The sequence below is a fragment of the Paenibacillus spongiae genome (genome assembly GCF_024734895.1).
In the GTDB taxonomy this organism is placed as follows: domain Bacteria; phylum Bacillota; class Bacilli; order Paenibacillales; family Paenibacillaceae; genus Paenibacillus_Z; species Paenibacillus_Z spongiae.
The window spans coordinates 1524641-1546698 of sequence record NZ_CP091430.1; the positions used below are offsets into that span (position 1 = coordinate 1524641).

At 51.1% G+C, this 22058-nt stretch carries 25 protein-coding genes and 1 pseudogene; 19 read left to right on the forward strand and 7 right to left on the reverse strand.

What is annotated here, in order from left to right; all coding sequences use genetic code 11:
* Window positions 1-10 precede the first annotated feature (10 nt).
* Both L1F29_RS06900 and L1F29_RS06905 read left to right on the forward strand, forming a co-directional pair.
* Entirely contained in the window at window positions 11-154 is a 144-nt protein-coding gene (locus tag L1F29_RS06900) for a YwzD family small protein (protein WP_258387600.1), read from the forward strand.
* Between the two features lie 95 nt (window positions 155-249).
* Window positions 250-1443 carry a DegT/DnrJ/EryC1/StrS family aminotransferase gene (locus L1F29_RS06905; RefSeq protein WP_309252383.1) on the forward strand — a complete coding sequence of 398 codons (1194 nt, stop codon included), beginning with the start codon at window positions 250-252 and terminating at the stop codon, window positions 1441-1443.
* A 69-nt stretch (window positions 1444-1512) separates the two neighbouring features.
* Here the strand turns inward: L1F29_RS06905 and L1F29_RS06910 are convergent, their stop codons facing one another.
* Together L1F29_RS06910 and L1F29_RS06915 are read right to left on the reverse strand one after the other, a co-directional pair.
* Window positions 1513-2352: a Gfo/Idh/MocA family oxidoreductase gene (locus L1F29_RS06910; protein ID WP_258387601.1), complete on the reverse strand. Its 840-nt coding sequence runs from the start codon at window positions 2350-2352 to the stop codon at window positions 1513-1515.
* 20 nt (window positions 2353-2372) lie between these two features.
* On the reverse strand, window positions 2373-3431 hold the full coding sequence (locus tag L1F29_RS06915) for a Gfo/Idh/MocA family protein (RefSeq protein ID WP_258387602.1): 1059 nt from the start codon (window positions 3429-3431) through the stop codon (window positions 2373-2375).
* Window positions 3432-3743: 312 nt separating this feature from the next.
* Here L1F29_RS06915 and ndk point away from each other — a divergent pair, with 312 nt between their 5' ends.
* The 4 genes from ndk (at window position 3744) to L1F29_RS06935 (ending at window position 6628) form a co-directional block, all read left to right on the forward strand.
* Entirely contained in the window at window positions 3744-4151 is a 408-nt protein-coding gene (ndk, locus tag L1F29_RS06920) for a nucleoside-diphosphate kinase (protein WP_258387603.1), read from the forward strand.
* Window positions 4152-4545: 394 nt separating this feature from the next.
* Window positions 4546-4731 (forward strand): hypothetical protein, encoded by a 186-nt coding sequence (locus L1F29_RS06925; RefSeq protein ID WP_258387604.1) that lies wholly within the window; start codon window positions 4546-4548, stop codon window positions 4729-4731.
* A gap of 152 nt (window positions 4732-4883) precedes the next feature.
* Window positions 4884-5180: a nucleotidyltransferase domain-containing protein gene (locus tag L1F29_RS06930; RefSeq protein WP_258387605.1), complete on the forward strand. Its 297-nt coding sequence runs from the start codon at window positions 4884-4886 to the stop codon at window positions 5178-5180.
* 116 nt (window positions 5181-5296) lie between these two features.
* A complete protein-coding gene (locus L1F29_RS06935) occupies window positions 5297-6628 on the forward strand; it encodes a DRTGG domain-containing protein (protein WP_258387606.1) in 1332 nt (443 codons plus the stop codon).
* A gap of 46 nt (window positions 6629-6674) precedes the next feature.
* Here the strand turns inward: L1F29_RS06935 and L1F29_RS06940 are convergent, their stop codons facing one another.
* A complete protein-coding gene (locus L1F29_RS06940; protein WP_258387607.1) occupies window positions 6675-7658 on the reverse strand; it encodes an electron transfer flavoprotein subunit alpha/FixB family protein in 984 nt (327 codons plus the stop codon).
* Window positions 7655-8437, reverse strand: a complete 783-nt coding sequence (locus L1F29_RS06945) for an electron transfer flavoprotein subunit beta/FixA family protein (RefSeq protein ID WP_258387608.1) — start codon at window positions 8435-8437, stop codon at window positions 7655-7657. The genes L1F29_RS06940 and L1F29_RS06945 overlap by 4 nt, the downstream gene beginning before the upstream one ends.
* A gap of 267 nt (window positions 8438-8704) precedes the next feature.
* Here L1F29_RS06945 and L1F29_RS06950 point away from each other — a divergent pair, with 267 nt between their 5' ends.
* The 4 genes from L1F29_RS06950 to L1F29_RS06965 all read left to right on the forward strand — a co-directional run bounded on the left by L1F29_RS06950 (window position 8705) and on the right by L1F29_RS06965 (window position 13494).
* Entirely contained in the window at window positions 8705-9082 is a 378-nt protein-coding gene (locus L1F29_RS06950) for an IDEAL domain-containing protein (RefSeq protein ID WP_258387609.1), read from the forward strand.
* 266 nt (window positions 9083-9348) lie between these two features.
* Window positions 9349-10290: an AraC family transcriptional regulator gene (locus L1F29_RS06955; RefSeq protein ID WP_258387610.1), complete on the forward strand. Its 942-nt coding sequence runs from the start codon at window positions 9349-9351 to the stop codon at window positions 10288-10290.
* 174 nt (window positions 10291-10464) lie between these two features.
* Window positions 10465-11352 carry a phytanoyl-CoA dioxygenase family protein gene (locus tag L1F29_RS06960; protein ID WP_258387611.1) on the forward strand — a complete coding sequence of 296 codons (888 nt, stop codon included), beginning with the start codon at window positions 10465-10467 and terminating at the stop codon, window positions 11350-11352.
* Window positions 11353-11520: 168 nt separating this feature from the next.
* Window positions 11521-13494, forward strand: coding sequence for a YjhG/YagF family D-xylonate dehydratase (locus L1F29_RS06965; protein WP_258387612.1), 1974 nt, complete (start codon window positions 11521-11523; stop codon window positions 13492-13494).
* Between the two features lie 102 nt (window positions 13495-13596).
* Here the strand turns inward: L1F29_RS06965 and trhO are convergent, their stop codons facing one another.
* Entirely contained in the window at window positions 13597-14544 is a 948-nt protein-coding gene (gene trhO / locus L1F29_RS06970) for an oxygen-dependent tRNA uridine(34) hydroxylase TrhO (protein WP_258387613.1), read from the reverse strand.
* A gap of 195 nt (window positions 14545-14739) precedes the next feature.
* Between trhO and L1F29_RS06975 the strand changes: the two genes are divergently transcribed.
* Window positions 14740-15276, forward strand: coding sequence for an NADPH-dependent FMN reductase (locus tag L1F29_RS06975; RefSeq protein ID WP_258387614.1), 537 nt, complete (start codon window positions 14740-14742; stop codon window positions 15274-15276).
* 119 nt (window positions 15277-15395) lie between these two features.
* Here L1F29_RS06975 and L1F29_RS06980 read toward each other — a convergent pair whose 3' ends face one another.
* Window positions 15396-15635: a ferredoxin family protein gene (locus L1F29_RS06980; RefSeq protein ID WP_258387615.1), complete on the reverse strand. Its 240-nt coding sequence runs from the start codon at window positions 15633-15635 to the stop codon at window positions 15396-15398.
* Window positions 15636-15881: 246 nt separating this feature from the next.
* Here L1F29_RS06980 and L1F29_RS06985 point away from each other — a divergent pair, with 246 nt between their 5' ends.
* The 6 genes from L1F29_RS06985 (at window position 15882) to L1F29_RS07010 (ending at window position 18909) form a co-directional block, all read left to right on the forward strand.
* Window positions 15882-16535: a helix-turn-helix transcriptional regulator gene (locus L1F29_RS06985; RefSeq protein WP_258387616.1), complete on the forward strand. Its 654-nt coding sequence runs from the start codon at window positions 15882-15884 to the stop codon at window positions 16533-16535.
* A 105-nt stretch (window positions 16536-16640) separates the two neighbouring features.
* The gene (locus L1F29_RS06990; RefSeq protein WP_258387617.1) at window positions 16641-17009 is read left to right on the forward strand and encodes a globin domain-containing protein; all 369 of its coding nucleotides are present in this window, start codon (window positions 16641-16643) and stop codon (window positions 17007-17009) included.
* 5 nt (window positions 17010-17014) lie between these two features.
* Window positions 17015-17266 (forward strand): DUF1450 domain-containing protein, encoded by a 252-nt coding sequence (locus L1F29_RS06995; RefSeq protein ID WP_258387618.1) that lies wholly within the window; start codon window positions 17015-17017, stop codon window positions 17264-17266.
* 36 nt (window positions 17267-17302) lie between these two features.
* Window positions 17303-17707, forward strand: coding sequence for a 2Fe-2S iron-sulfur cluster-binding protein (locus tag L1F29_RS07000; RefSeq protein WP_309252384.1), 405 nt, complete (start codon window positions 17303-17305; stop codon window positions 17705-17707).
* A gap of 38 nt (window positions 17708-17745) precedes the next feature.
* Window positions 17746-18549, forward strand: a complete 804-nt coding sequence (locus L1F29_RS07005) for a folylpolyglutamate synthase/dihydrofolate synthase family protein (protein ID WP_258387619.1) — start codon at window positions 17746-17748, stop codon at window positions 18547-18549.
* A 120-nt stretch (window positions 18550-18669) separates the two neighbouring features.
* Complete coding sequence (locus L1F29_RS07010) at window positions 18670-18909, forward strand: ferredoxin family protein (protein WP_258387620.1); 240 nt, start codon at window positions 18670-18672, stop codon at window positions 18907-18909.
* Between the two features lie 273 nt (window positions 18910-19182).
* Here L1F29_RS07010 and L1F29_RS07015 read toward each other — a convergent pair whose 3' ends face one another.
* Complete coding sequence (locus L1F29_RS07015; protein WP_258387621.1) at window positions 19183-19521, reverse strand: winged helix-turn-helix transcriptional regulator; 339 nt, start codon at window positions 19519-19521, stop codon at window positions 19183-19185.
* Between the two features lie 166 nt (window positions 19522-19687).
* On the opposite strand from L1F29_RS07015, the gene L1F29_RS07020 reads away from it, so the two are divergent.
* Both L1F29_RS07020 and L1F29_RS34585 read left to right on the forward strand, forming a co-directional pair.
* The gene (locus tag L1F29_RS07020) at window positions 19688-20584 is read left to right on the forward strand and encodes an NmrA/HSCARG family protein (protein WP_258387622.1); all 897 of its coding nucleotides are present in this window, start codon (window positions 19688-19690) and stop codon (window positions 20582-20584) included.
* 183 nt (window positions 20585-20767) lie between these two features.
* Window positions 20768-21980: pseudogene (locus tag L1F29_RS34585) on the forward strand (transposase).
* Window positions 21981-22058: the final 78 nt, after the last annotated feature.

Sequence of the window (22058 nt, forward strand, 5' to 3'; positions counted from 1 at the left end):
GGGATGAATCATGAACCAGGCCATTGACCTGACTCAAGAGCAGCTGCTAGCCATTTTGTTAGATATTCATGAAAAAAGCAAGAAATCGGATACGCTGCAAATGAAAGAAATTATTGAAGAGATTAAAGGAAGAATACTGATGATATCTAAATAGCTGGAGCGGATGGGGAAGTAATATGGAATTAAGACTATTTTCCGTATATAGCCCCAGTTGCCCCTTCAACAATAATCATGAAAAGGACGTTTGTCATGCCAACTATGGATAAGAAGAAAATATATCTGTCTCCTCCGCATATGAGCGGCCGGGAGCAAGACTATATTAATGAGGCATTCGATACGAACTGGATAGCTCCGCTTGGCCCGAATGTGGATGCATTCGAGAATGAGCTTGCGGCCTATGCCGGCGTGAATGGCGCGGCGGCTGTAGCATCGGGAACGGCGGCCATTCATTTGGCACTACGATTATTGGGCGTGAAGCCGGGAGACCGTATCTTCTGCTCGAGTCTTACCTTCGTTGCGAGCGCAAATCCGATCCTCTATGAAGGAGCGGTGCCGGTTTTCATTGATTCGGAGCCGGATAGTTGGAACATGTCACCTGCTGCGCTTGGAAGGGCATTGGCAGAGGCGGATCGGGAGGGGAGCCTTCCTAAGGCGGTTATTGTCGTGAATCTATACGGTCAGAGTGCCCGGATGGATGAGATTATCGCCGCATGTGACCGCTATGATATCCCCGTTATCGAGGATGCCGCGGAATCGCTGGGATCGACTTATAAAGGAAAGGCTAGCGGATCGTTCGGTAAGTTCGGAATCTACTCCTTCAACGGCAATAAAATTATTACGACCTCCGGCGGGGGAATGCTCGTATCCAACGATGAGGAAGCACTGCGTAAAACTCGGTTTCTTGCTACACAGGCGAGAGATCCGGCACCGCATTACCAGCACAGCGAGCTCGGCTATAACTACCGTATGAGTAATCTACTAGCGGGGGTCGGCAGGGCTCAGCTTCAGGTATTAGAAGACCGGGTTAACGCAAGAAGAGCTATATTTGACTGCTACTGCGAGCAGCTATCAGATCTGCCTGGCATCCAGTTTATGCCTGAGCTGGCGGACACCCGTTCGAACCGTTGGCTGACCGTGATGACAATTAACCCTGCAGAAGCGGGATGCAGCGTTTCTGACCTACTGCGTACATTAACGGAAGAAAACATCGAAGCACGACCGGTTTGGAAGCCGCTTCATACCCAGCCGCTATTCGAGCATACAAGGTACTATCCACACCATGAGCAAGAGAGTTTCTCGGAGAGTGCCTTCCGGCATGGAATCTGCCTTCCATCCGGGTCGGGCCTAACAGAAGAGGATCAAGACAGGGTACTCCAATGTGTGAAAGAGGTTATCGCCGCAAATAGATTGGTTGGACACTCGTATAATAGCTCCCCTCAATAGCATAAAGAAACCGCCAGCGTAGGATACGCTGGCGGTTTTTCCCCTTAATGAATCCCGCCACTTTCTTCTCTAAGAAGGCAGCTCAATCCACTGATAAGGCGTCTTGGCGGCTTTGAAGCCGAATTCAATGATCGTGATGATGGCGATGGTCTCCGCTTGATCCACTTTCACTTCGCCAGTCTCGAAGAAGGCGACCAGCTGTTTAATGAAGGAAGCGAAGAAGTCCGACTCGGGCCGAAGAATGGACGAGTCGCCGGATTCATAGTTTATGGTCAGGCTGAACGGACAGCCCCCGCCAAAATGGTTGATCGTCGCCTGACGGCCATCCGCGAACCCGATCAGCAAGGCAGGCGAATGCGGCGTTCCGATGTACATCACCCGGCTTACGTCGCTTCCCATCAGAGAGATGATCGGCTCGATCTGATGGATGGAATAGTTGTCGAATCGTCCAGGGCCGATGCTGCAGATCGTTTCGATTCCCTGCCGCGGCGCTGCGGAGTATTCGGAAGCGAACCGGAGCGCGGAGCTCGAATACATCGGCGTTCCATGCTTCTGCGCGGTTTCGAACAGAAGGAGGGCCGTTGCGCGGTCGGGCGCGAACGTTTTGTCCACGTAGGTTGGTTTCCCCGATTGCAACGCCAGCATAGCCAGCTCTTCATGGAATTCCGGATGGTCCGGAGACAGAACGATCAGATAATCGCTCTTCTCCACAACCTCCTCGATCGTCGTGAGCAGCTCGATTCCTTTATTGGCGCACCACTGCGCATTGCTCAGTCCATTCTCCGAATCCTTCTTGCCATAGGCATAGGTCACTTTCATCGCACCGTTCGATGCGCTCTCGATCCATTCGGGATACTTCTCCGCATGCCATTCATCGAGAAAATAGTCGATAAAACCGATTTTCTTCATATCGTTCACGCCCCCGGAGCCTATTCGAAAGTAATTTCCTTGCCGCTATCCGACGAATCATAGATTCCCTGCAGTATCTTCGCCGTGACAATGACCGTGTCGATGTGTGAAGGCAGCTTTTCCCCGCTCTTGATGCAGGCCAGGAAGCCGTCGATTTCATTCTGGAAGTGATCGCCCATATTGAATTTCGGCGTGGTTTCCAGCAGAGCGCCGTTCTGCGCGCTGTACAATTTGAAGTCGGACCCGTACTGCAGACGGATCCCCGCCTTGTCGCCCAAGAAGTCGATATACATCTCATCGACGCCGATATTTTGCGCCCAAGCGCCGTTAATCGTGATACTTGGTCCTTCGGTACGAATCATCGCCGTAATGAAATCATCAACGTCATACGTTCCTGCGTAGTTCGGAGGACCCGCCCACATATTCAGGTAGGAGTAGTTCTCCATATCCTTGCCGAGCTTGCAGTACGCCTGGCCGGATACCGTCTTCGGAGTCGGATCGCCGGAGCAGTACATGACGATATCCAGGAAGTGGACGCCCCAATCGATCAGCACGCCGCCGCCGGCGATGGATTTCGTGGTGAATGCGCCCCCGAGCCCCGGGATGGACCGTTGTGCGCGGAAGCTGGCATAGACATGATACAGCTCGCCAAGCTCGCCGCTGGCAATCATGTTCTTGATAATGTTGACGCCTTTGTTGAAGCGGTTGACGACGCCGATGTTCAACACTTTACCGGTTTCGTTCTGCGCCTTCTGCATTTCTAACGCTTCGGCATAGGTTCTTGCGGCCGGCTTCTCGCACAAGACGTTCTTGCCCGCTCTTAGAAAATCGATCGCGATGGAAGCGTGACCATCATTCGGCGTACAGATCGAAACGGCTTCGATTTCCGGGTCGTTCAGGATATCGCGGTAATTCACGACAGCCTGGCCGCAGCCGAATTCCTGAACGGCCTTCTCGGCGGCTTCCGGTTTGATGTCGCAGAAATATTTGATTTCTGCGTTTGGATTTTTCAGGTATGCCGGAATATGTGCGCTCCTGGCGATCGTCCCGCATCCGATAATGGCTACTTTGATTGTCATGTTGAATCCTCCCTTGTTTCTAACAATTTACAGCTATTCCTTTGTATACTTCGCCACATAATGAAACATTCCTCTAAAAAAAATAACTAAACCGGAATTTTTTTTTATTGGTAAATGTCGGCCCTGTTACGCGTATGGATCGGATCCATAAGAGGGAATAATGAAACGTTAATAAGATGTACACTTCTATCCGTTGCATCCCCGTAAATTAGTAGTATATTAAATGTAATCAAGCTCGTTGAGAGGAGGGTAGCAGCCAGAGCCCGTCCCTTGCCAAGAACCTGACCTCACATGGAATAGGAGTGGAATGCGTTGGAACAAACGTTTATCATGATTAAACCAGACGGCGTGGAAAGAGGACTTATCGGTGAAATCGTCGCCCGTTTCGAACGGAAAGGACTGCGGCTGACAAGCGCTCAATTGATGCAGGTATCCAGAGAAACAGCGGAGCTTCATTATGGCCATCTGAAGGAAAAGCCCTTCTTCGGCGAGCTGGTCGATTACATTACTTCCGGACAGGTCTTCGCCATGGTCTGGGAAGGCGATCAGGCCATCAAGAATGCCCGTACATTGATCGGTTTCACGAATCCGCTTGAGGCATTGCCGGGATCGATACGCGGCGATCTGGCCTTGAATGTGGCGAGCAATGTTATTCACGGTTCGGACTCGGCTGAGAGCGTCAGCAGAGAAATTGCATTATTTTTCGGTAAACAGAGCTGATCGCTTCTTTATCCATGATAGAGGAGTATCTCTTGTCTATAGATCGTATTCACGTACCAAGCCGATTTTCATCTGATCTGAGATGGAGGTCGGCTTGTTTTGTCATGTCCGGCTATCCAATCCGCCGCGCAGACCAGTGCGCTTCGAAAGCGCGTGCCCCGAATTCTCAATAGGTTGAAATCACCTCTCGACGAATCATTTCCCCTGCTTCATCCGCTGACCATTCTTTCGTTCATAGCCGCTGAATCTCAAATCAAGCGACCTCTTTTTACCGGGCGAATGTTATATAACACATTAAAAAATACAAAAACAGTATTGAAACAGTTCGGTCTGCTGATATATAATAACCTCAATAATAATAAAACTGTTATATAACATTATCGGAGGGGATCGCGTGGAATCGAAGCAAGGTCAAGCAAGCACAGAGCCGGATAAAGAAGTCTGTTTCTTATGTGGAGAAGGTTTGGAGACCGCTCCATCCGGAGCTTCCTCCATTCTATGCCCCCACTGTGAGGAAACGAGCGAATTGCCGGTCGCCCATCATTACTTGAATCATTATTATTATCGTTACGCGGACTAACCAAGGCTTATGCAAGTTACAGGCAAGGCACTTCTTATTCGCCCATCACTCCACCTCCGGCGAGGAATCCCCGAGGTGGTTTTTTTGCGTTGGAAGGAGACGCAGTGAATACCGCGAACTATAGATGTAACCTTAGAACAGGCGGTGCGGTTGTGGAGATTCAGTCTATCGTCAATGAACTTATGCCCTTCTATAAGAAAATAATTAGCGGTCAATATGCGATTGCACTGGCGGGCGCACATGCCAAAGGCAAGGCCGATGCCCATTCGGACCTGGATATTTTTGTTTATACGGAGGATGTTCTTCCCTTTGAAAACAGAAAGGCCGTGTTTGAAGCGATATCGCCTGCCGCAGCGGATCTGTGGGTTACGCAAAGACACCGGTCACTTGAACCGGCAGAGGGATATTCTTGCGGAAGCAGCCGCAGAGATCGGCCGTCATATGGATGAGCTCGAGAAGAATGCAGTCCGCGCGTGAGAGCGGCTCCGCTCGTTTTCATTTCCAGCCGACTGTTATATAATAGGTGGCGCAGAATATAACAGGCAGTGCTGAGGAGTTTGATACGATGGGTTCTCCTGAATTTGCGACGAAGCATGAGCAGATCATTCAATATATTGAAGAACTCAGTGTGGGAACGAGGATTTCGGTCCGCAAGATCGCCCAGACCTTGGAAGTAAGCGAAGGAACGGCTTACCGTGCCATCAAGGATGCGGAGGCGCAAGGCATCGTCAGCACGAAGGAGCGAACCGGAACCGTCAGGGTAGAGAAGGAGCAGCGGCAGCATATCGACCGTCTGACCTTCGAGGAGATCGTCAAGATGGTGGATGGCGAAGTGCTGGGCGGCGCAGCCGGTCTGCAGAAGACATTGAATAAATTCGTCATCGGCGCCATGCAAGTGGAAGCGATGATGCGTTATATAGAACCGGGCAACCTGCTTATCGTCGGGAACCGGAATAAAGCCCACTACAGCGCCTTGACATTGGGTGCGGGCGTCTTGATTACAGGCGGGTTCAATACGACCGAGGAAGTGAGAGAGCTCGCCGATGAGCTGGAGCTTCCGATCATCAGCAGCGGTTATGATACGTTCACGGTAGCGGCGCTGATCAACCGGGCCATCTACGACAGGCTGATCAAGAAGCAGATCGTTCTCGTCGGGGATATTGTACGCCAAGATATGCCGCTGGCATACATGCGCAGATCCGATACCGTCGAGGATGTGCTGAGACGCATCGAGGAAACGAATCATAACCGGTTTCCTGTCGTGGACGATAACGATAAACCGGTCGGCATGATTACGACCAAGGATCTGATCGGGGCAGCGGCCGGCCAGACCGTCGAAAAGATTATGACGCGCAACCCGCTCACGGTGACGTTGCAGGCTTCAGTTGCAACCGCGGGGCATTTGATGGTGTGGGAAGCCATCGAGCTGCTGCCCGTCATCGATGAGGAAGGGAAGCTCTCGGGTGTCATTAGCCGGAACGATGTGCTCAAGGCGATGCAGAATATTCAATTGCAGCCCCAGAGCGGAGAAACGCTGGAGAATCAAATCTGGTCGGCTTTCGAAGGGAACCGCGATGAGCATGGACAGTTATTCTACCGGGGGGTCATAGCCGCCCATATGAGCAACCAGGTTGGAAATCTGTCCGAAGGCATATTAGCCAGCTTGATCAATCAGGTCGTGACGCGGACGATGAAGGAGCACCGCAGAGGAGATCTTCACATCGACAGCTCCTCCGTATACTATCTCGCGCCTGTAGAGATCGACGATACCGTGGATCTGTACCCAAGAGTCATCGAATCAAGCCGAAGGTTCTGTAAAGTGGAAGTCGAGGTCTTAAGCGGAAACAAGCGAGTCGCCCAAGCGATGATTACAGCCAGGCTGTTCGATCAGCCATAATAAGAAGAGAGCCCGCAGGCCAAGAAGGCCTTGCGGGCTGTTTCGGTTAGCCTAGCACTTTGCGGAATTCCTGGGTAAGAAGCGGGACCACTTCGAACAGATCGCCGACGATCCCGTAATCGGCTACTTTAAATATCGGCGCCTCGGGATCCTTATTAATGGCGACAATGACGCGGGACCCGCTCATGCCCGCAAGATGCTGAATCGCGCCGCTGATTCCGCAGGCAATGTATAATTCCGGTGTCACGACCTTGCCGGTTTGGCCGATTTGCAGCGCATAATCGCAATAGCCCGCATCGCAAGCGCCGCGCGACGCTCCGACTGCGCCGACGAGCAGGGCGGCGAGCTCTTCAAGCGGCTTGAAGCCGTCCGCATTCTTGACGCCCCGGCCGCCGGATACGATTACTTTCGCTTCCGTCAAGTCGACCTTGCCGGAGGTCTTGCGAACGACGTCTTTGACGATCGTCCGCAGCTGGGAGGGGGCTGCGATGCCGGCTTTCACGACCGGTGCCCGGTGACCTTCCAAGGACGGGGCTGCGGGGAAATTGTTGGGCCGCACCGTTACGACCCATGGAAATTGGACGAATGTCTTCTTCTCCAGCGCTTTACCCGCATATATAGGTCTGGTAAACAGAACGGTCCCATCGCCATCATTCCGCTCGATCGCGATCACATCGGACAGCTGGCCTGCCTGCAGCTTGGCGGCCAGAGCAGGGGCGATGTCCCGTCCCATCGCCGTATGCCCCATAAAGACGGCGTCAGGCCGAACGGCCTCGATCAGCTCGCCGAGAACCGCCGTATATGCCTCCGGGTTGTAGGCGGAGAGCCCGGGATCATCGACAACATGAATTTCGGATAAAGGAAATGACGACAGCTCCTCTGCCAGCGGCTCGGTCCCGCTTCCTAACAGAACGGCTGAGATGCGGTCGCCGTCTCCGGAAGCGAGCAGAGCTGCTTGGAGCGCTTCCGCAGTCACCTGACGAAGCTTGCCGTCCCGATGCTCCGCGATAATGAGAAACGTTCTGCTCATAATGTGGGTCCTCCTGAGCGTTGTGTTGTGCGCAGCAGCTCTACGAGCTTGGCCGCCTGCTGCTGCAGATCGCCTTGAAGAATTTGTCCGGCCTGTCTGACGGGAGGGAGACTCAGCTCCGCCTGAGTCGTTCTCGCCTGCAGTGCAACCGGAGCAATACCCAGATCATCCAGCGAAAGCTGCCGGAATGGTTTCTTCTTGGCTTTCATAATCCCCGGCAGCGAAGGATAACGGGGCTCGTTCAAGCCTTGCTGGGCGGTGAACAGCGCAGGCAGCTCTATCTCCAGCAGCTCCAGGTCGCCTTCGGCGTCCCGCTCCGCCTTCGCGCGTCCGCCGGTCTGCAGCTCCAGCTTCGTAACGGAGGCGACATGCGGCAGCTTCAGCAGCTCCGCCAGCCGGATCGCAACCTGGCCCGAGCCGGTATCCACCGCGAAATTGCCCCCCAGGATAAGATCGCAGGCATGGCTTGCGAAATAGGCGGCGAGAACGATGGAGACGGCGTATTCATCCTGCGGAATACGGTCATCCGTGATGAGTACGGCTTCGTCGGCGCCCATGGCCAGCGCAGTTCGAAGCGCCTCCGAGCTTCGCGGCGGCCCGACGGAAACAACGACGACGGAGCAGCCTGTATTCTCCTTAATGCGGATCGCTTCCTCAACGGCGTATTCGTCATATGGGTTGATCACGAATTTTACGCCCTCTTCGCTGATCATGCCTTGATGGATCACGATTTTTTCCTCGGTATCGAATGTCTGCTTCATAATAACGCCCACAATCATCGCGTCTGCCCCCTTCTTGGTACGAGATGGGAATTCAAAACCGGCTTGCATGGACGGAACTATCGCTCTCCTGTTTCCTTATTTTATGATTCGTTCCGAAGGTTTAGGGCATCAGATTGTATAATTCTGTTTATAAACTTAATAAGGGCAGAGGGAAAGAAAGACGGCGAATTTCACTTGACACCGGTAACTGTATCAACTATTATTACAGTAACTAAAATAGTTACAGTTACTTCTGCTTTATACTATAGACAGGTGGTGTTGGCCATGCGTATTGAAATCAGTGATTGGGTGCAAGGAAAAACGAGAGATGGGCAGTTAATCCGCGGATTCATCGAATCGGTCGATTCGCTGCAGGCAATCGTGAAGGTTTACGTCGTTCAATCGGATAACGAGGACGCGATCGGAACACGGGTCTCGGTGCGGGAGCAGTGGCTGAAGAAGCTTCCGGAGCTTGCGATGGAGGATGCCCCGTCGATTCAGAATTTAATCGATCTTGCTTTATCGACCAAGGACGAAGCCTGGTTCATGGAGCTGTCCGAGAAACAGAGAGCGATTCAAGCGCCTGCGGATAAAACGATTGACGCTCCTCCTATATATACGGCCTACACGAACCGATTGGGCATGTCAGGCACTAGAGAATGACGATATACAGTTATTGCAAAGCGGCATGATTGCCTTGCGCTTACGGCGCTGGCGATCATGCCGCTTATTTGGCAGGTCAGGCGAATGTCACGCTGACGGTCGTCGAGCGCGTGGTTAGCGTATGATTAGCTGCAGGGATGACAGCCGTCTGCCGGTTCTTCTTGTTTGCACCGATTATGCGAATGTTCTTATTGTAAGCGCTATCCGGATTGCTTATAGTTGAGCTAAGCCATTCAACGACTTGCAGCCGATAGAGCCTGCGAACCTTGGGGAAGGAGATGAACGGGCAGCCGACTCGCGTTGCGGAGCCTTGCGGCCATGCTGCGATAAGGCTTCATGCTATGAGCATTCGTATCGTTATGCACGAACAGAACCTGAAGGTGGATCATATTACAACCGATTTTCAAACGAATCGCAAAGGGATGCTGACGGTGCGGCACCAGCATCCGGTGTTTCATTTGATGTACATAACCGAAGGCTTAGGGGAATTTCTGGTCAACGATAAAGTGAGTAAAGCATCAGCCGGGCTTCTATATATCATCAATCCGAATGAATGGCATCAATTCCATGGCGATGAACATGAGCCGCTGAATAATCTGGAGTGCACCTTTCTTGTCCGGAATGAACAAGACGAGCCGGTGGAGGCGAACTTCTTCGACTGGGTGGAGGAGAAGCGGGGACTTCCGCTGCCGGAATCATACCGCTCTGGACCCATTTTCGTTCCCGGCCATCTGCGGCCCTTTCTGATCGAAGGGTTCCAGCGGCTGCTTGATCCAGGCAACCGTTATGTCACGGCTGAGCATCTGTCGCTTATGGTGGCGGATTTGCTGCTGCGTACCGAAGAAACGATCTGGCAGATCGGCAGATCCGATGAGGCTGCTTATGTGCAGCGGGGGGCCAAGGAGATTGCGTTGATCAAGCAGTATATGAGAACGCATCTGGCTGAACCCGTGAAGCTGGAGAAGCTGTCGCAGCTTATCCATTGGTCGCCCAATTACTTGTGTCGAATCTTTAAGGAGCACACCGGCAAGTCGCCTATGGCGTACCTTCAGTCGATACGCATGATGGAAGCCGAGAAGCTGCTGCTCTATACCGACCTGCCCATCTTTGCCATCTCCGAGCTGCTGGGCTATGACGACGCTTCTTATTTCGCCCGCTTATTTCGCAGACATCATGGCCGCGCACCTACGGAATACAGGATAATATAGTCCGCATTCTCCGTTGTTTTCTACCTTCATGCCGCGAAGTCTCCTTGCTAAGATAAGAATGCAACGAGCTTAAGCAGGAAGAATGATCTGAAGAAGCGACAGCGATCGCATGAACATTCTGCCAGCGCAGCAGGTTGCGTTCAAATCAACGTATCGAATAGGAGGACCGCAGCCATGAGACTGACTATAGATCAAGTGATTCAATACCAGACGGAAGGCTACTTAATCGTAGAGGATGTAATCAGCGACGACATTCTGCAGCCGGTCATCGATGAACTGAGCGCCGAAATCGCGAGGAAGGCCGAGCAGCTACATACGGAAGGGAAAATAACGAACCTGCATGAATCGGAGCCTTTCGAGCGGCGTTATGGCCTGCTTCACGCGCAATGTGCCGAGATCGGCAGAGGGCTGGATATTAATGAATATCTGGGAAAAGCCATGTTCGATTTCCTGCGCAACGACAGCCTGCTTGATCTGGTGGAGTGCTTGCTCGGAAGCGAGCTGAGCTGCAATCCCATACAGCATGTACGCGCGAAGCTGCCGCTGAACCCGGCTGCAGGCCGGACGGAAACGAACTATTACGAGAACGTGCCATGGCATCAAGACTGCGCCGTTACCACCGAGGATTCGGATGCCTCCGAAATCATTACCTTCTGGCTGCCGCTGATCGACGCGACGGCAGTGACGGGCTGCATGGAAATTATGCCGGAGGTGTTCAAGCTCGGCTATATGAAGCATCAGGCGCAAGGAGGGACGACGATCGTTCCCGAACAGCTGCCTCATGTTGAGCCTGTATGTGGGGAATGCCGCAAAGGCGGTATCGTAATCATGAACAAGTACACCCCGCACCGCGGAATAACGAATCGCTCGGACCGGATCAGATGGTCGATCGACCTCCGCTATCATAAGAGCGGAGCCAACTCCGGCCGCTCGATCCAGCCGTCCTTCGTCGTAAGAAGCAAAGCGGCGCCGGAGAATGTTCTCACGGACCATGAGGAATGGAAGAACCTCTGGCTGGAATCCAGAGCAAAGCCTGTGACGCAGAAGCTGCATCGCGTGTGACGCAGCCAGGCCCGGGCGAAGAGCCATATCGTGAATTTCCTTCTCAAAGCAACGGCACGGAATACCTCTCTGAAGCATATAGAGAGGTATTTTGAATGATGTGAAAATCATGGCGTATTATTTCACAAAACAATGAATAGACAACAATTCGACAGGAGGGACGAATGGATGAGCAGTCTGTTCACTCGCATGATGGACGAATCGAGACATGACCTCTACGATATTCGCACTTCGGCGCCCGGACCTGCGGGCTCCTTGCCGCTTACGCATGAGCTGCTGATGGAGGCACCGAGCGGCGATTTATTCGGATTGTCGCAAAATGTCGGTATGGGCTGGCTGCCGAATCAACTGCATGGCAAGCAAGTGCTCATTCTTAGCACACAAGGCGGGATTCGGAACGAGGATGGCACGCCGATAGCGCTCGGTTACCACACGGGCCACTGGGAGGTGGGATTGCTGGCAAAAGCCGCCGCCGAAGAAATTCAGCGAAGAGGGGGAGTGCCCTTCGCCGGTTACGTCAGCGATCCATGCGACGGCCGTTCGCAGGGCACGACCGGGATGTTCGATTCGTTGCCGTATCGCAACGACGCTGCCATCGTATTCCGGAGGCTCATCCGCTCGTTGCCAACGCGACGGGCGGTGCTAGGCGTAGCTACGTGCGACAAAGGACTGCCGGCAATGATGATCGCCCTTGCCGCCATGCATGACCTGCCTTGCATCGTTATTCCGGGCGGAGTTACCTTGCCGCCAAGCCACGGCGAGGACGCCGGTAAAGTACAGACGATAGGCGCCCGGTATGCGAATCGCGAGATTACGCTGCAGGAGGCTGCCGATGCCGGCTGCCGCGCTTGCGCAACGCCTGGAGGAGGCTGCCAGTTTCTTGGCACGGCGGCAACCGCGCAGGTCGTTGCCGAGGCGCTCGGCATGGCGCTCCCGCATTCGGCGCTTGCCCCTTCAGGCCAGCCGATCTGGGAGGAAATGGCCCGTCAGTCAGCCGCCTCGGTCATGGAGTTGGAGGCGAAAGGGATACGCATGCGGGATATCGTAACCGACGCCTCGATTCACAACGCCATGGCCGTACATGCTGCCTTCGGAGGCTCCACGAATTTGCTTCTGCATATTCCCGCGATCGCTCATGCGGCAGGATGCGCGGTTCCGACGGTAAACGACTGGGCCCGAATCAACCGGTCTGTACCGCGGCTAGTGAGCGTATTGCCGAACGGACCCGAGTATCATTCCACGGTTCGCGCTTTTCTGGCGGGCGGAGTTCCTGAAGTCATGCTGCAGCTTCGACAGCTCGGCGTGCTAGACGAAAGCGTCATGACGGCCGCCGGGGAAACTCTCGGTCGGGTGCTCGATTGGTGGAAGACTTCCGACAGACGCGCCCTGCTGCGGGAACGGCTCCGGGAGGCGGACGGCGTGGATCCGAACAGCGTCATCATGAGTCCGGAGGAATCGAAGAGACGTGGACTCACCTCGACGATTACGTTCGTGTCCGGCAATATCGCCCCGGAGGGCTCGGTTATGAAGTCGACCGCAATCGATCCCAGCGTCGTTGGCGCAGACGGGGTTTATCGGCATACGGGCAGAGCCAAGGTGTTTACGACCGAGAGGGAGGCGATCCGGGCACTGAAAACGGGCGGCATCGAAGCCGGCGATGTTCTGGCTCTGATCGGCAGAGGGCCTTCCGGAACCGGCATGGAGGAGACGTATCAGCTTACATCCGCGTTGAAATACTTGCCTTTCGGCAAATATGTCTCGCTTATTACCGATGCGAGATTTTCCGGCGTTTCCACGGGTGCGTGTATTGGTCATATTGGACCCGAAGCATTAGCGGGAGGGCCGATCGGCAAGCTGTTGGACGGCGATCTCATCGAGATTGTCATCGACCTTAACAGGCTGGAGGGATCCGTCAACTTCGTCGGCCAAGGAGAGGAACGCTTCACCGCGGCGGAAGGCGAGGCTATACTGGCGGCCCGCGGCCCCCATCCGGATTTGGCCTCCGATCCGGCATTGCCTGAGGATACTCGATTGTGGGCCGCACTGCAATCCGTGAGCGGAGGTACTTGGCGCGGTTGCGTTTACGATACGGAGAGAATTATAACCGCGCTTGCCGCTGGAAAAAAAGCGCTTGGTTGGTAACAGCACCTCGTTTATGGGCACAAGAACAAGGACCGCAATGAATAATTCGTTATCCATGCGGTCCTTATTCTATCCCTTATGATGAGCTGCTTATCGACTAATCTAGATGGCAGCCTTCTTCATGGCTTGGTCCCTATCCTGCTTTTGAGCTAAGAGGGTATTCGTAACTTCGACGCATTCGTCGGAGCAATGGCTGCTGTGAATGACGTCGCATTCCTCGCAGCAGATGTGCTGACGGTGGCAGGCATCGTTAGCGCAGTTAATGAAGCGGTTAGACGGGCTGTCGCAGTGAATGCAGCGTCCCACCGTAATATCTTCATCCGTACGGTTAATCGGAACGGAGATGCGCTCATCGAATACGTAGCATTGGCCGTCGAACAGACGACCCTTGACCTCTTCATCCTTGCCGTAGGTAACGATGCCCCCGTCCAGCTGGTAGACGTCCTGGAACCCTTCCTCGATCAGGAAGCCGGTCAGCTTCTCGCAGCGGATTCCGCCCGTGCAGTAAGTGAGAACGGGTTTGTCCTTGAACTGGCTCATATTCTCCCGAATCCACTCGGGGAACTCGCGGAACGCCTCGATATCGGGCCGTATCGCGTTGCGGAAATGCCCAAGGTCGAATTCGTATCCGTTCCGGCCATCGAGCACGATGACATCGTCCCGCTGGAGATACTCGTGAAACTCAACGGGGCTCAGCCGCTTACCGCCGATTACGTTCGGATCCAGCTCCATATCGGGCAAGCGGAACGTAACGAGCTCTTGTCTATAGCGAACGAATATCTTCCTGAATGCATGCTCGTCTTCATAATCGATCTTATATACCATGTCGGTAAAAAGAGGATTCTGGCGCATATCCGCCATATATTGATCGGTCTGCTCAATCGTCCCGGACAGCGTTCCGTTAATGCCTTCGTCGGCAATGAGAATCCGTCCTTTAATGCCAAGCTGTTTACAATAAGCCAGATGCTCTTGCGTGAATTCTTGAGCATTCGGAATGTTGACAAATTTATAGAATAGCAATACGGCATATTTTGATTCTGTGTTCGTCATTTTATTCACCCTGTTCGTTTTTTGCTAAGAAATATCCCTCTTTAACTATATAATTTTATTGAAATCAGCAGCCAAAGTCAATTTATTTAATAATTTACCAGGGTTATCACCTTCCAGCAGTTGACAACGGGGCATACCGTCCTCCATAATTAACATACATTCAAGTATACTATATATATTAAGGTGGGCTCGTGGATGAAGTTACTCGGTATTTCGGGAACGGTGACCGGTTCGAAGACCCGGATCGGAACTGAAAAGGTGCTTGAAACCGTTCGGAACAGCTATGAAGATGTCACTGCGGAACTGCTTGATTTGAAGGATTATAACGTACAATTTTGCGATGGGCGGGATCCCCTTACTTATACAGGCGATACGAAGGCGGTCATCGACAAGGTGATGTCGGCAGACTTTTATTTGATTTCCACGCCGATCTATCAGGCATCGCTCACAGGCGCGCTGAAGAACCTGTTCGATCTCGTTCCCCCGTCGGCCTTCCGGGGCAAGGTCATCGGGTTTCTCGCTACAGGCGGAACGTACCAGCATTATCTGGTCATCGAGAATCAGTTGAAGCCGATCGCGGGCTATTTCAGAGCTTTTGTCACGCCAAGCTACGTGTACCTTCACGACAATCATTTTAATGAAAACCGGGAAATCACAGATCTGGACGCTCTAAGCCGCATCGATCACCTGGCTCATGAGCTGGTATGGATGCAGCGGCAGTTAAAATCATAATCCATCGTCAAACTGCTCCATTCTTCCATCTCGCCCATGAGATCGGATGGTGGAGCTTATTTTCAAAATCGGGCAATATAGAAAACCATCCCCGCGCGAGGCGGGGATGGTTCTCTTCATTAGCGACTGCTATAAAACTGTGCCGCTTTTTCGACAAATATTTGTTCTTCTTCCGTCAATTCTGTATCCCATTTAACGGCTTCAACGGGACAGGCTGCTTCGCAAGCGCCGCAGTCGATGCAGGTGTCGACATCAATAAAGTATTGATCCGGACCTTCGGCAATGCAGTCAACCGGACAAACATCGACGCAATCGGCTGCTTTCTCGTCGATACAAGGCTCAACGATTACAAATGGCATCTAGAATCCCTTCCTTTATGATGATTTGTTGATAGCTAATCCCATGATACAGGTTTAGTGTAGTTCTCTCTTATATATTTAGTCAATATATAACCAGAAAAAACCTATTCTTTCGAGATGAGCTATGATATTGCAACCCCGAATAAAGAAAGGTACAATAACCGATATAATATAGTATTATGTTTATTAAATAGCTGTTACACAAAAAACGGCTGTGCAGAGTTAAAGGCCAGGTGGTGAACAACAGTGGAGCCTAGAGACGATTTATCGACACGGGAGACGATCCTGCATCTGCTCAAGACGAATGACGAGCTCAGCGCCAAAGAACTGACGGAGCGCTTGAATATTACCCTTATGGCGGTTCGCCGTCATATCGACGTGCTGGAACGCGATGGATTAGTGGACTCAAGGACCGTAAGGCAGCCGATGGGCCGGCCCGCTTCGGTATTCCGGCTGACCTCGAAAGCCGATGCGTTATTCCCAAGCAAGTATCATGCGGTTGCTCTTGACCTCCTCGATGAGCTTATACAAGAAACGGAACCCGGGCTGGTTGACCGGTTGTTCGAGCGCCGTGCACACACTTTGTACAATAAATATAAAGATTCGTTGGCGGACAAGGACTTGGAAGGCAAAGTCGCCGCGCTTGCCCGGATTCAGAACGACAACGGCTATATGGCGGAATGGAAAAAAAACAGCGAGGACGAATTTCTCCTCACGGAGCATAATTGTCCCATCTCTCAAATAGCCATTCAATATAAGCATGTTTGCCGTTGCGAATTGGAATTATTCGAGACCTTGTTGGATGCGGACATTGACCGGCCCGAATGCTTGTCCCAGGGCGCAACGAAATGCGCGTATACGATTCGGCGTCGAGGGAGCAGTTCCGAAGCCGCGCTTTAACCATGGTCCGGCATTGACAAGCCCAGGCTTATTCAAGATAATTATTGAAAAAGTTCATGAAATATAGACTTTTTAAGCCGTTTTTGAGCATTGGAGGGAAGTTGAATGACCCTATTCGAACAGATGGGCGGAACGCCCGTATTGAACAAGACGGTCACGCTATTTTATCAGAATGTGGTGACTGATCCGAAGATTTCTCATTTGTTTCCGGAGGATATTACGCCTGTCATGGAGAAGCAGGCACAGTTTCTCACGCAATTTCTAGGCGGACCGCCTTTATATACAAGCGTGCACGGCCATCCGAGGATGAGAGCGCGCCACTTGCCTTTCGAAATTACGAGGGAGCGCGCGGATGCATGGCTGTCCTGCATGAGACGGGCATTGGAACAAACGGTGCCGGACGCTTCGCTTCGAGACAGTATATTGGAACGACTATCCTCATCCGCCTACTTCTTCGTTAATACGGAGGGGTAATGTAAATGGGATTGGGGCTTGTCGTCGTCGAAGTATGTATCCGAAATGCAATGGCGAAGCACGCATTGGAAGAGCTGGAGGAAGAATATCCGGAGGTTGCCATTCAACGAACGGATTGCTTGTCGATGTGCAATCTGTGCCGGGCAAGGCCTTACGCAATGGTTAACCAGAAGAAGATCTACGATGAATCGGAGGAACGATGCCTCGGCAAGGTAAAGGAAGCCGTCGAGGAGGAAATTAAGGCGTTCTTCGAATAATAACACATAAGTGGGACAGAAAGCGGGTTAAGCCTCATGAAATTGTTGCGCAAGCTGTTTTCCAGCAAGTCCGGTTCACCGGAAGAATCCGTCGATCGCCTAAGCCCGCCTGAGACCGGGCGTAACGAGGCATCTGCAATGGCTGGCGATGTGGTGCTAATTGGCCGCAGTATTCGCCGTCAGGTCGCGGCTTCTGAAGGCGTTACGATATTGGAGCTGGCGCAGAAGCATGAGGTGGATTGGAACTCGAATTGCAAACGCGGCACATGCGCGCGCTGCCGCTGTCTTGTCGTGGATGGAAGCGAGTTTTTAACCGAAACGAATGAAGCGGAATTAAACCGGTTGGAGCCCGAAGAGCTTGAAGAGGGCTACCGCTTGGCCTGTCAGACCCGGATCCGGACTGCCGGACCGGTTACGGTGAAATATAAGCCTTATTTCTAATTTTAATTTAAGATAGCCTTGGGTGGAGGTGTATTCGTTTGGCGGCTCATTCTACAACGGTACAGGACGCCAGGATGGAGAAGCTTATGGAAATGCTGGACTTGCCTAACCGCCGCTTGAAGGTCATACGGGTATCGGGCTCGGAAGGAGCAGCGGCGGTCAGCGAAGCATTGCGCACGATTCTTCAGCATAGCCAGTACGGCGTAGGGGTGTATTCCTATGCCCCGGATAAGGCTCTCTCTTCGATAACCTATAACGGGAATGTTATGCCTCAGGATACTGCGGATGAAGTTGAGCAGCAGGTTCGCGCTGTGGCGGGCACGGTAGCTGAGCTTGGTTTTGGCAGTCTGACGGAGGAAGAAATAACCGCTGCGGTTGCGATTGTTTATTTTGCGCGCAAAGCATGCCCGTATGCTGTCATTTGGGAAACCGGAGATGGAGAAGGATGGGAGCCGGGCGGCGTTCTTATTCCCGTTCTTTCTGTTATAATGGAAAATAAAGAGCGGAACAGCGAATGGAATCATTCCGCGGTTCGCTCGTACGTACCCATTATTAGCGGGATCAAGAGCGCAGAAGCCATTGAGGATATCGATGCTATGGCTGCCCGGCTTCAGAGCAGCCATTACGCTGCTGATCGAGATTTTCGGTACCGCTCCGCATTGTCCTTCTCGAACGACCTGCTGATTAACTTCGAGGGTCCTTACCGGACCTTGGAGAAGGTCCGGATCCGCTCGGGCAGGGATAATGACAGACTCGCAACATCGGTTGCCATAATGACGGCCGAATTGCTGCGACAGAGATACGGGGCCTTGATTGAGGATGATTGGCATCAGTTGAGGTAGCCTGGAGCACCCGAGAGTCAGGCGGCAGCCCCAATTGAGAAGGATAGGTTCGACTAGGTTTCACCAGCTGATGTTCAATCTGAAGAACAAATATTATATTATGAAAAGGTGGTGTTACAAATGAGTTATGTTATTACTTCTGCTTGCGTGGATGAGAAAGCAGCCGATTGCGTAGACGCATGTCCGGTCGATTGTATCCATGAAGGCGAGGATCAGTACTATATTGATCCGGACGTTTGCATCGCTTGCGGTGCCTGCGAAACGATGTGTCCGGTTGCGGCGATCTATTACATCGATGATGTGCCGAAAGAAGAAGAAGCATACATCGAGAAGGCCGTTCAATTTTTTAACAACAAGTAACGCCCTGCAATAAAACGAATCATGCCGCGGCTGCATCCGATTATCCATCGGAGTGCGGCCGTTTTTGTTTGGGCTGCTTGTAATATTAATTTTGGGTATTCGGATTTTATGGTGGAATCCTCACCTTCGTCATCATAACTCTAAATCGGAATTTAAGGTGGTCACACCCGTAGTGAATGATATGTGGTTGATTGGTTGAATAACCATATAACTGAAGGCTTTTTATAGGGGAAATAACTAAAGCCAGTCAATTCTGTATGAGATTGACTGACTTTAGTTATTTGGAGTCGTGATCCATTTTTCTCCCCATTCGCGCATTTGAAGGAGTATTGTCCTATACTCCTTGCCTTTTTCCGTTAAAGAGTACTCTACGCTTATAGGGATTGTTGGGAATACTTGACGATTTACGATTTTATAATGTTCTAAATGTCGCAGGATATCTGTTAAAGATTTGATGCTGATGTTGCTTTTGCTCAAACTTCTACGCAACTGATTGAAGCGCTGAGGACCATAATATAATTGAGAGATTACTAAGAACGCCCATTTGCTGCCTATCACTTGTAACGCTTCGTTAACAGCGGCAAGGCATATTTGCTCATCATTTCGGTTCAAGTTATCACTTCCTTACATGCCACTTACTATTAGTAAGTAAAACTAAACAAAGTGTCTTCTTACAAAGATATAATATATGATTTAATATTTCAATTGAGCATTTTAAAAACCAAGAAGACTTGGCGAGGTTTAGAAAAGTTCAAACAATCTATGAAGGAGGAAGCATATGACATCATTTAATAAGACGGTTTTAGTTTTAGGAGCTACCGGCCAGCAAGGTGGTGCGGTAGCGGCACATCTACTGGCTGATGGTTGGCAAGTGCGTGTATTCACCCGTGATACTTCAAGTAAGGCTGCTCGGGCTCTTGCACAGGCTGGCGCTCAACTTGTCTCAGGGGATATGGGAGAACGTAGATCGCTAGATGCTGCTATGCAAGGAGTGTACGGGGTCTTCAGCGTTCAACCCCCTATGTGGGAACCTAGCGATGCCTCTACGATCGAAGAGATTCAATTGGGTAAAAATGTAGCTGATGCTGCGAAAGATGCCGGGGTTCAACATTTCGTCTATTCATCGAATAGCGGTGCTGACAAACAGTCCCGCTTTCGTTACTTTGCCAAGTGGGAAATTGAACAATATATTAAGACGCTTGGTCTTCAAGCAACGATATTGCGCCCGTCTGGATTTATGGAAAGTTACGTTAGCCCGTTTTATGGTATTCAAAATGGAACATTAGCAGAAGCCGCCAACCCGGACGTGCCTGTAAAGTGTATAGCTGTGGATGACATCGGTGCATTTGTCATGCTTGCCTTCAAACATCCCGACAAATTTTTGGGTAAGACGATCGAAATCGCCGGTGATGCGTTGACTCCGCCTAACATTGCCGCAGCCATTACTCGTGCGACTGGTCGCCCAGTCAACTACGTCCAGATTCCTATAGAAACTGTACGTCAGCATAACGAGATCTTGGCCCGGATATATGAATGGTTGAACGGAGACGGCTACAAAGTAGATTTTCCCACATTGGGCAACCTTCACCCTGGTCTTATGAATTTCGACACTTGGCTAGAGAAGAAGGGTAAAGCGATGTTCGAAGTCTTTTTTCGTTCTAACCAAACAAGTTAAACATTATAGTGGTGTCCAACAGTATATACTCTTTCAAAACACACCGAATTCAGACCGGTGTGTTCTTTTCTACAAAACTTAACCCTACGCTTCCTCGTTCAAAGAGAAATAATTAAGTCTATTTTGAAAAACAAGCCTCTTCGGAAAATAATGGTTGAAACCAGTACAAGATGGAGTAAGACTATGGACATCTTAAACCTACCAAAATTCAACATAGTGAACGTTGCCGAGAACGAACACGACTTTCAAATTCGGGTGGAGACGAACTCTCCACCTTTGGCTTGCCCTCATTGTGGGTACGTAGCGAACCTTTACAAGCACGATAATAGAGAACAGCTTTGTGTATGGACTTGCCTATCCACGGAAAGCGTGTAGGACTTCTCATAAAGCGTCAGCGGTATCGTTGCAGAGATTGTAGACAAACCTTCTGGGAACGATTAGACCACACGATAAACGAAAAGCGAAGCTGTACAAACCGTTTGCTATCATACATCGAGAAACAGAGCATCAAGCGTACTTTCACCAGCATTTCAGAAGATGTTGGGTTGAATGAGAAAACGATACGGAACATCTTTTATGATTATATCAACCGCCTTGAAGAAACTATACGGTTTGAAACTCCCAATTGGCTTGGGATTGATGAAATCCACATAATCAAACCTCGTTGCGTCCTAACCAACATAGAGGAACGAACCTTGCTGGACATTATTCCTAATCGCAATAAGGAGACGGTGATAGGCTACCTCTCTCGCCTTCCAAACAGAGGAAGAATACAATTCGCAAACAGCTTAGAGAGGGCTTATCACCGAAGGAACGTCGTGGGCTTATGCACGACCGGTTTATCCTCCTAAAACGCCACAAAGAGCTTACAGAGATGGATAAGATAACGCTTGACCTTTGGACGAAGAATCACCCTTCTCTTGGCATTGCTTACGACTTAAAGGAATCCTATTTCGATATTTGGGAATGTGACAGCAGACAGAAAGCGTTCCTCATATACCACGACTGGAAATCCAAGATACCAAAGGAATTACAATCCGCTTTTGAGCCTCTTACAAAGGCTATGGCGAATTGGGAAGAAGAGATATTTGCCTACTTCGACCATTGCATCACAAACGCCTATACGGAGTCTCTGAACAGCTTGATACGTGTCGTCAATCGTTTAGGGCGTGGATACTCATTCGACGCTTTACGAGCCAAAATACTCTTTACAGAAGGGCTTCAAAAGAAACGCAGGCCCAAGTACCAGAAGCGTATCGATGATTATGAGCTTCGAGACTACAACTATCCGATGTTCGAAAAAATGTTTCCTATTGGCGCTGTTCGTGAACGTGGAGAGCTACTTGGAATCGACATTTCCACCTTGATTGAAAAATTGGAGAAGGGCGAATTATAAGCCCTTTTCCACCATAAAATCCGAATACCCTTAATTTTCAGCTTGGAAAATAATTTGCTAATGGCAATCGACGCCAAT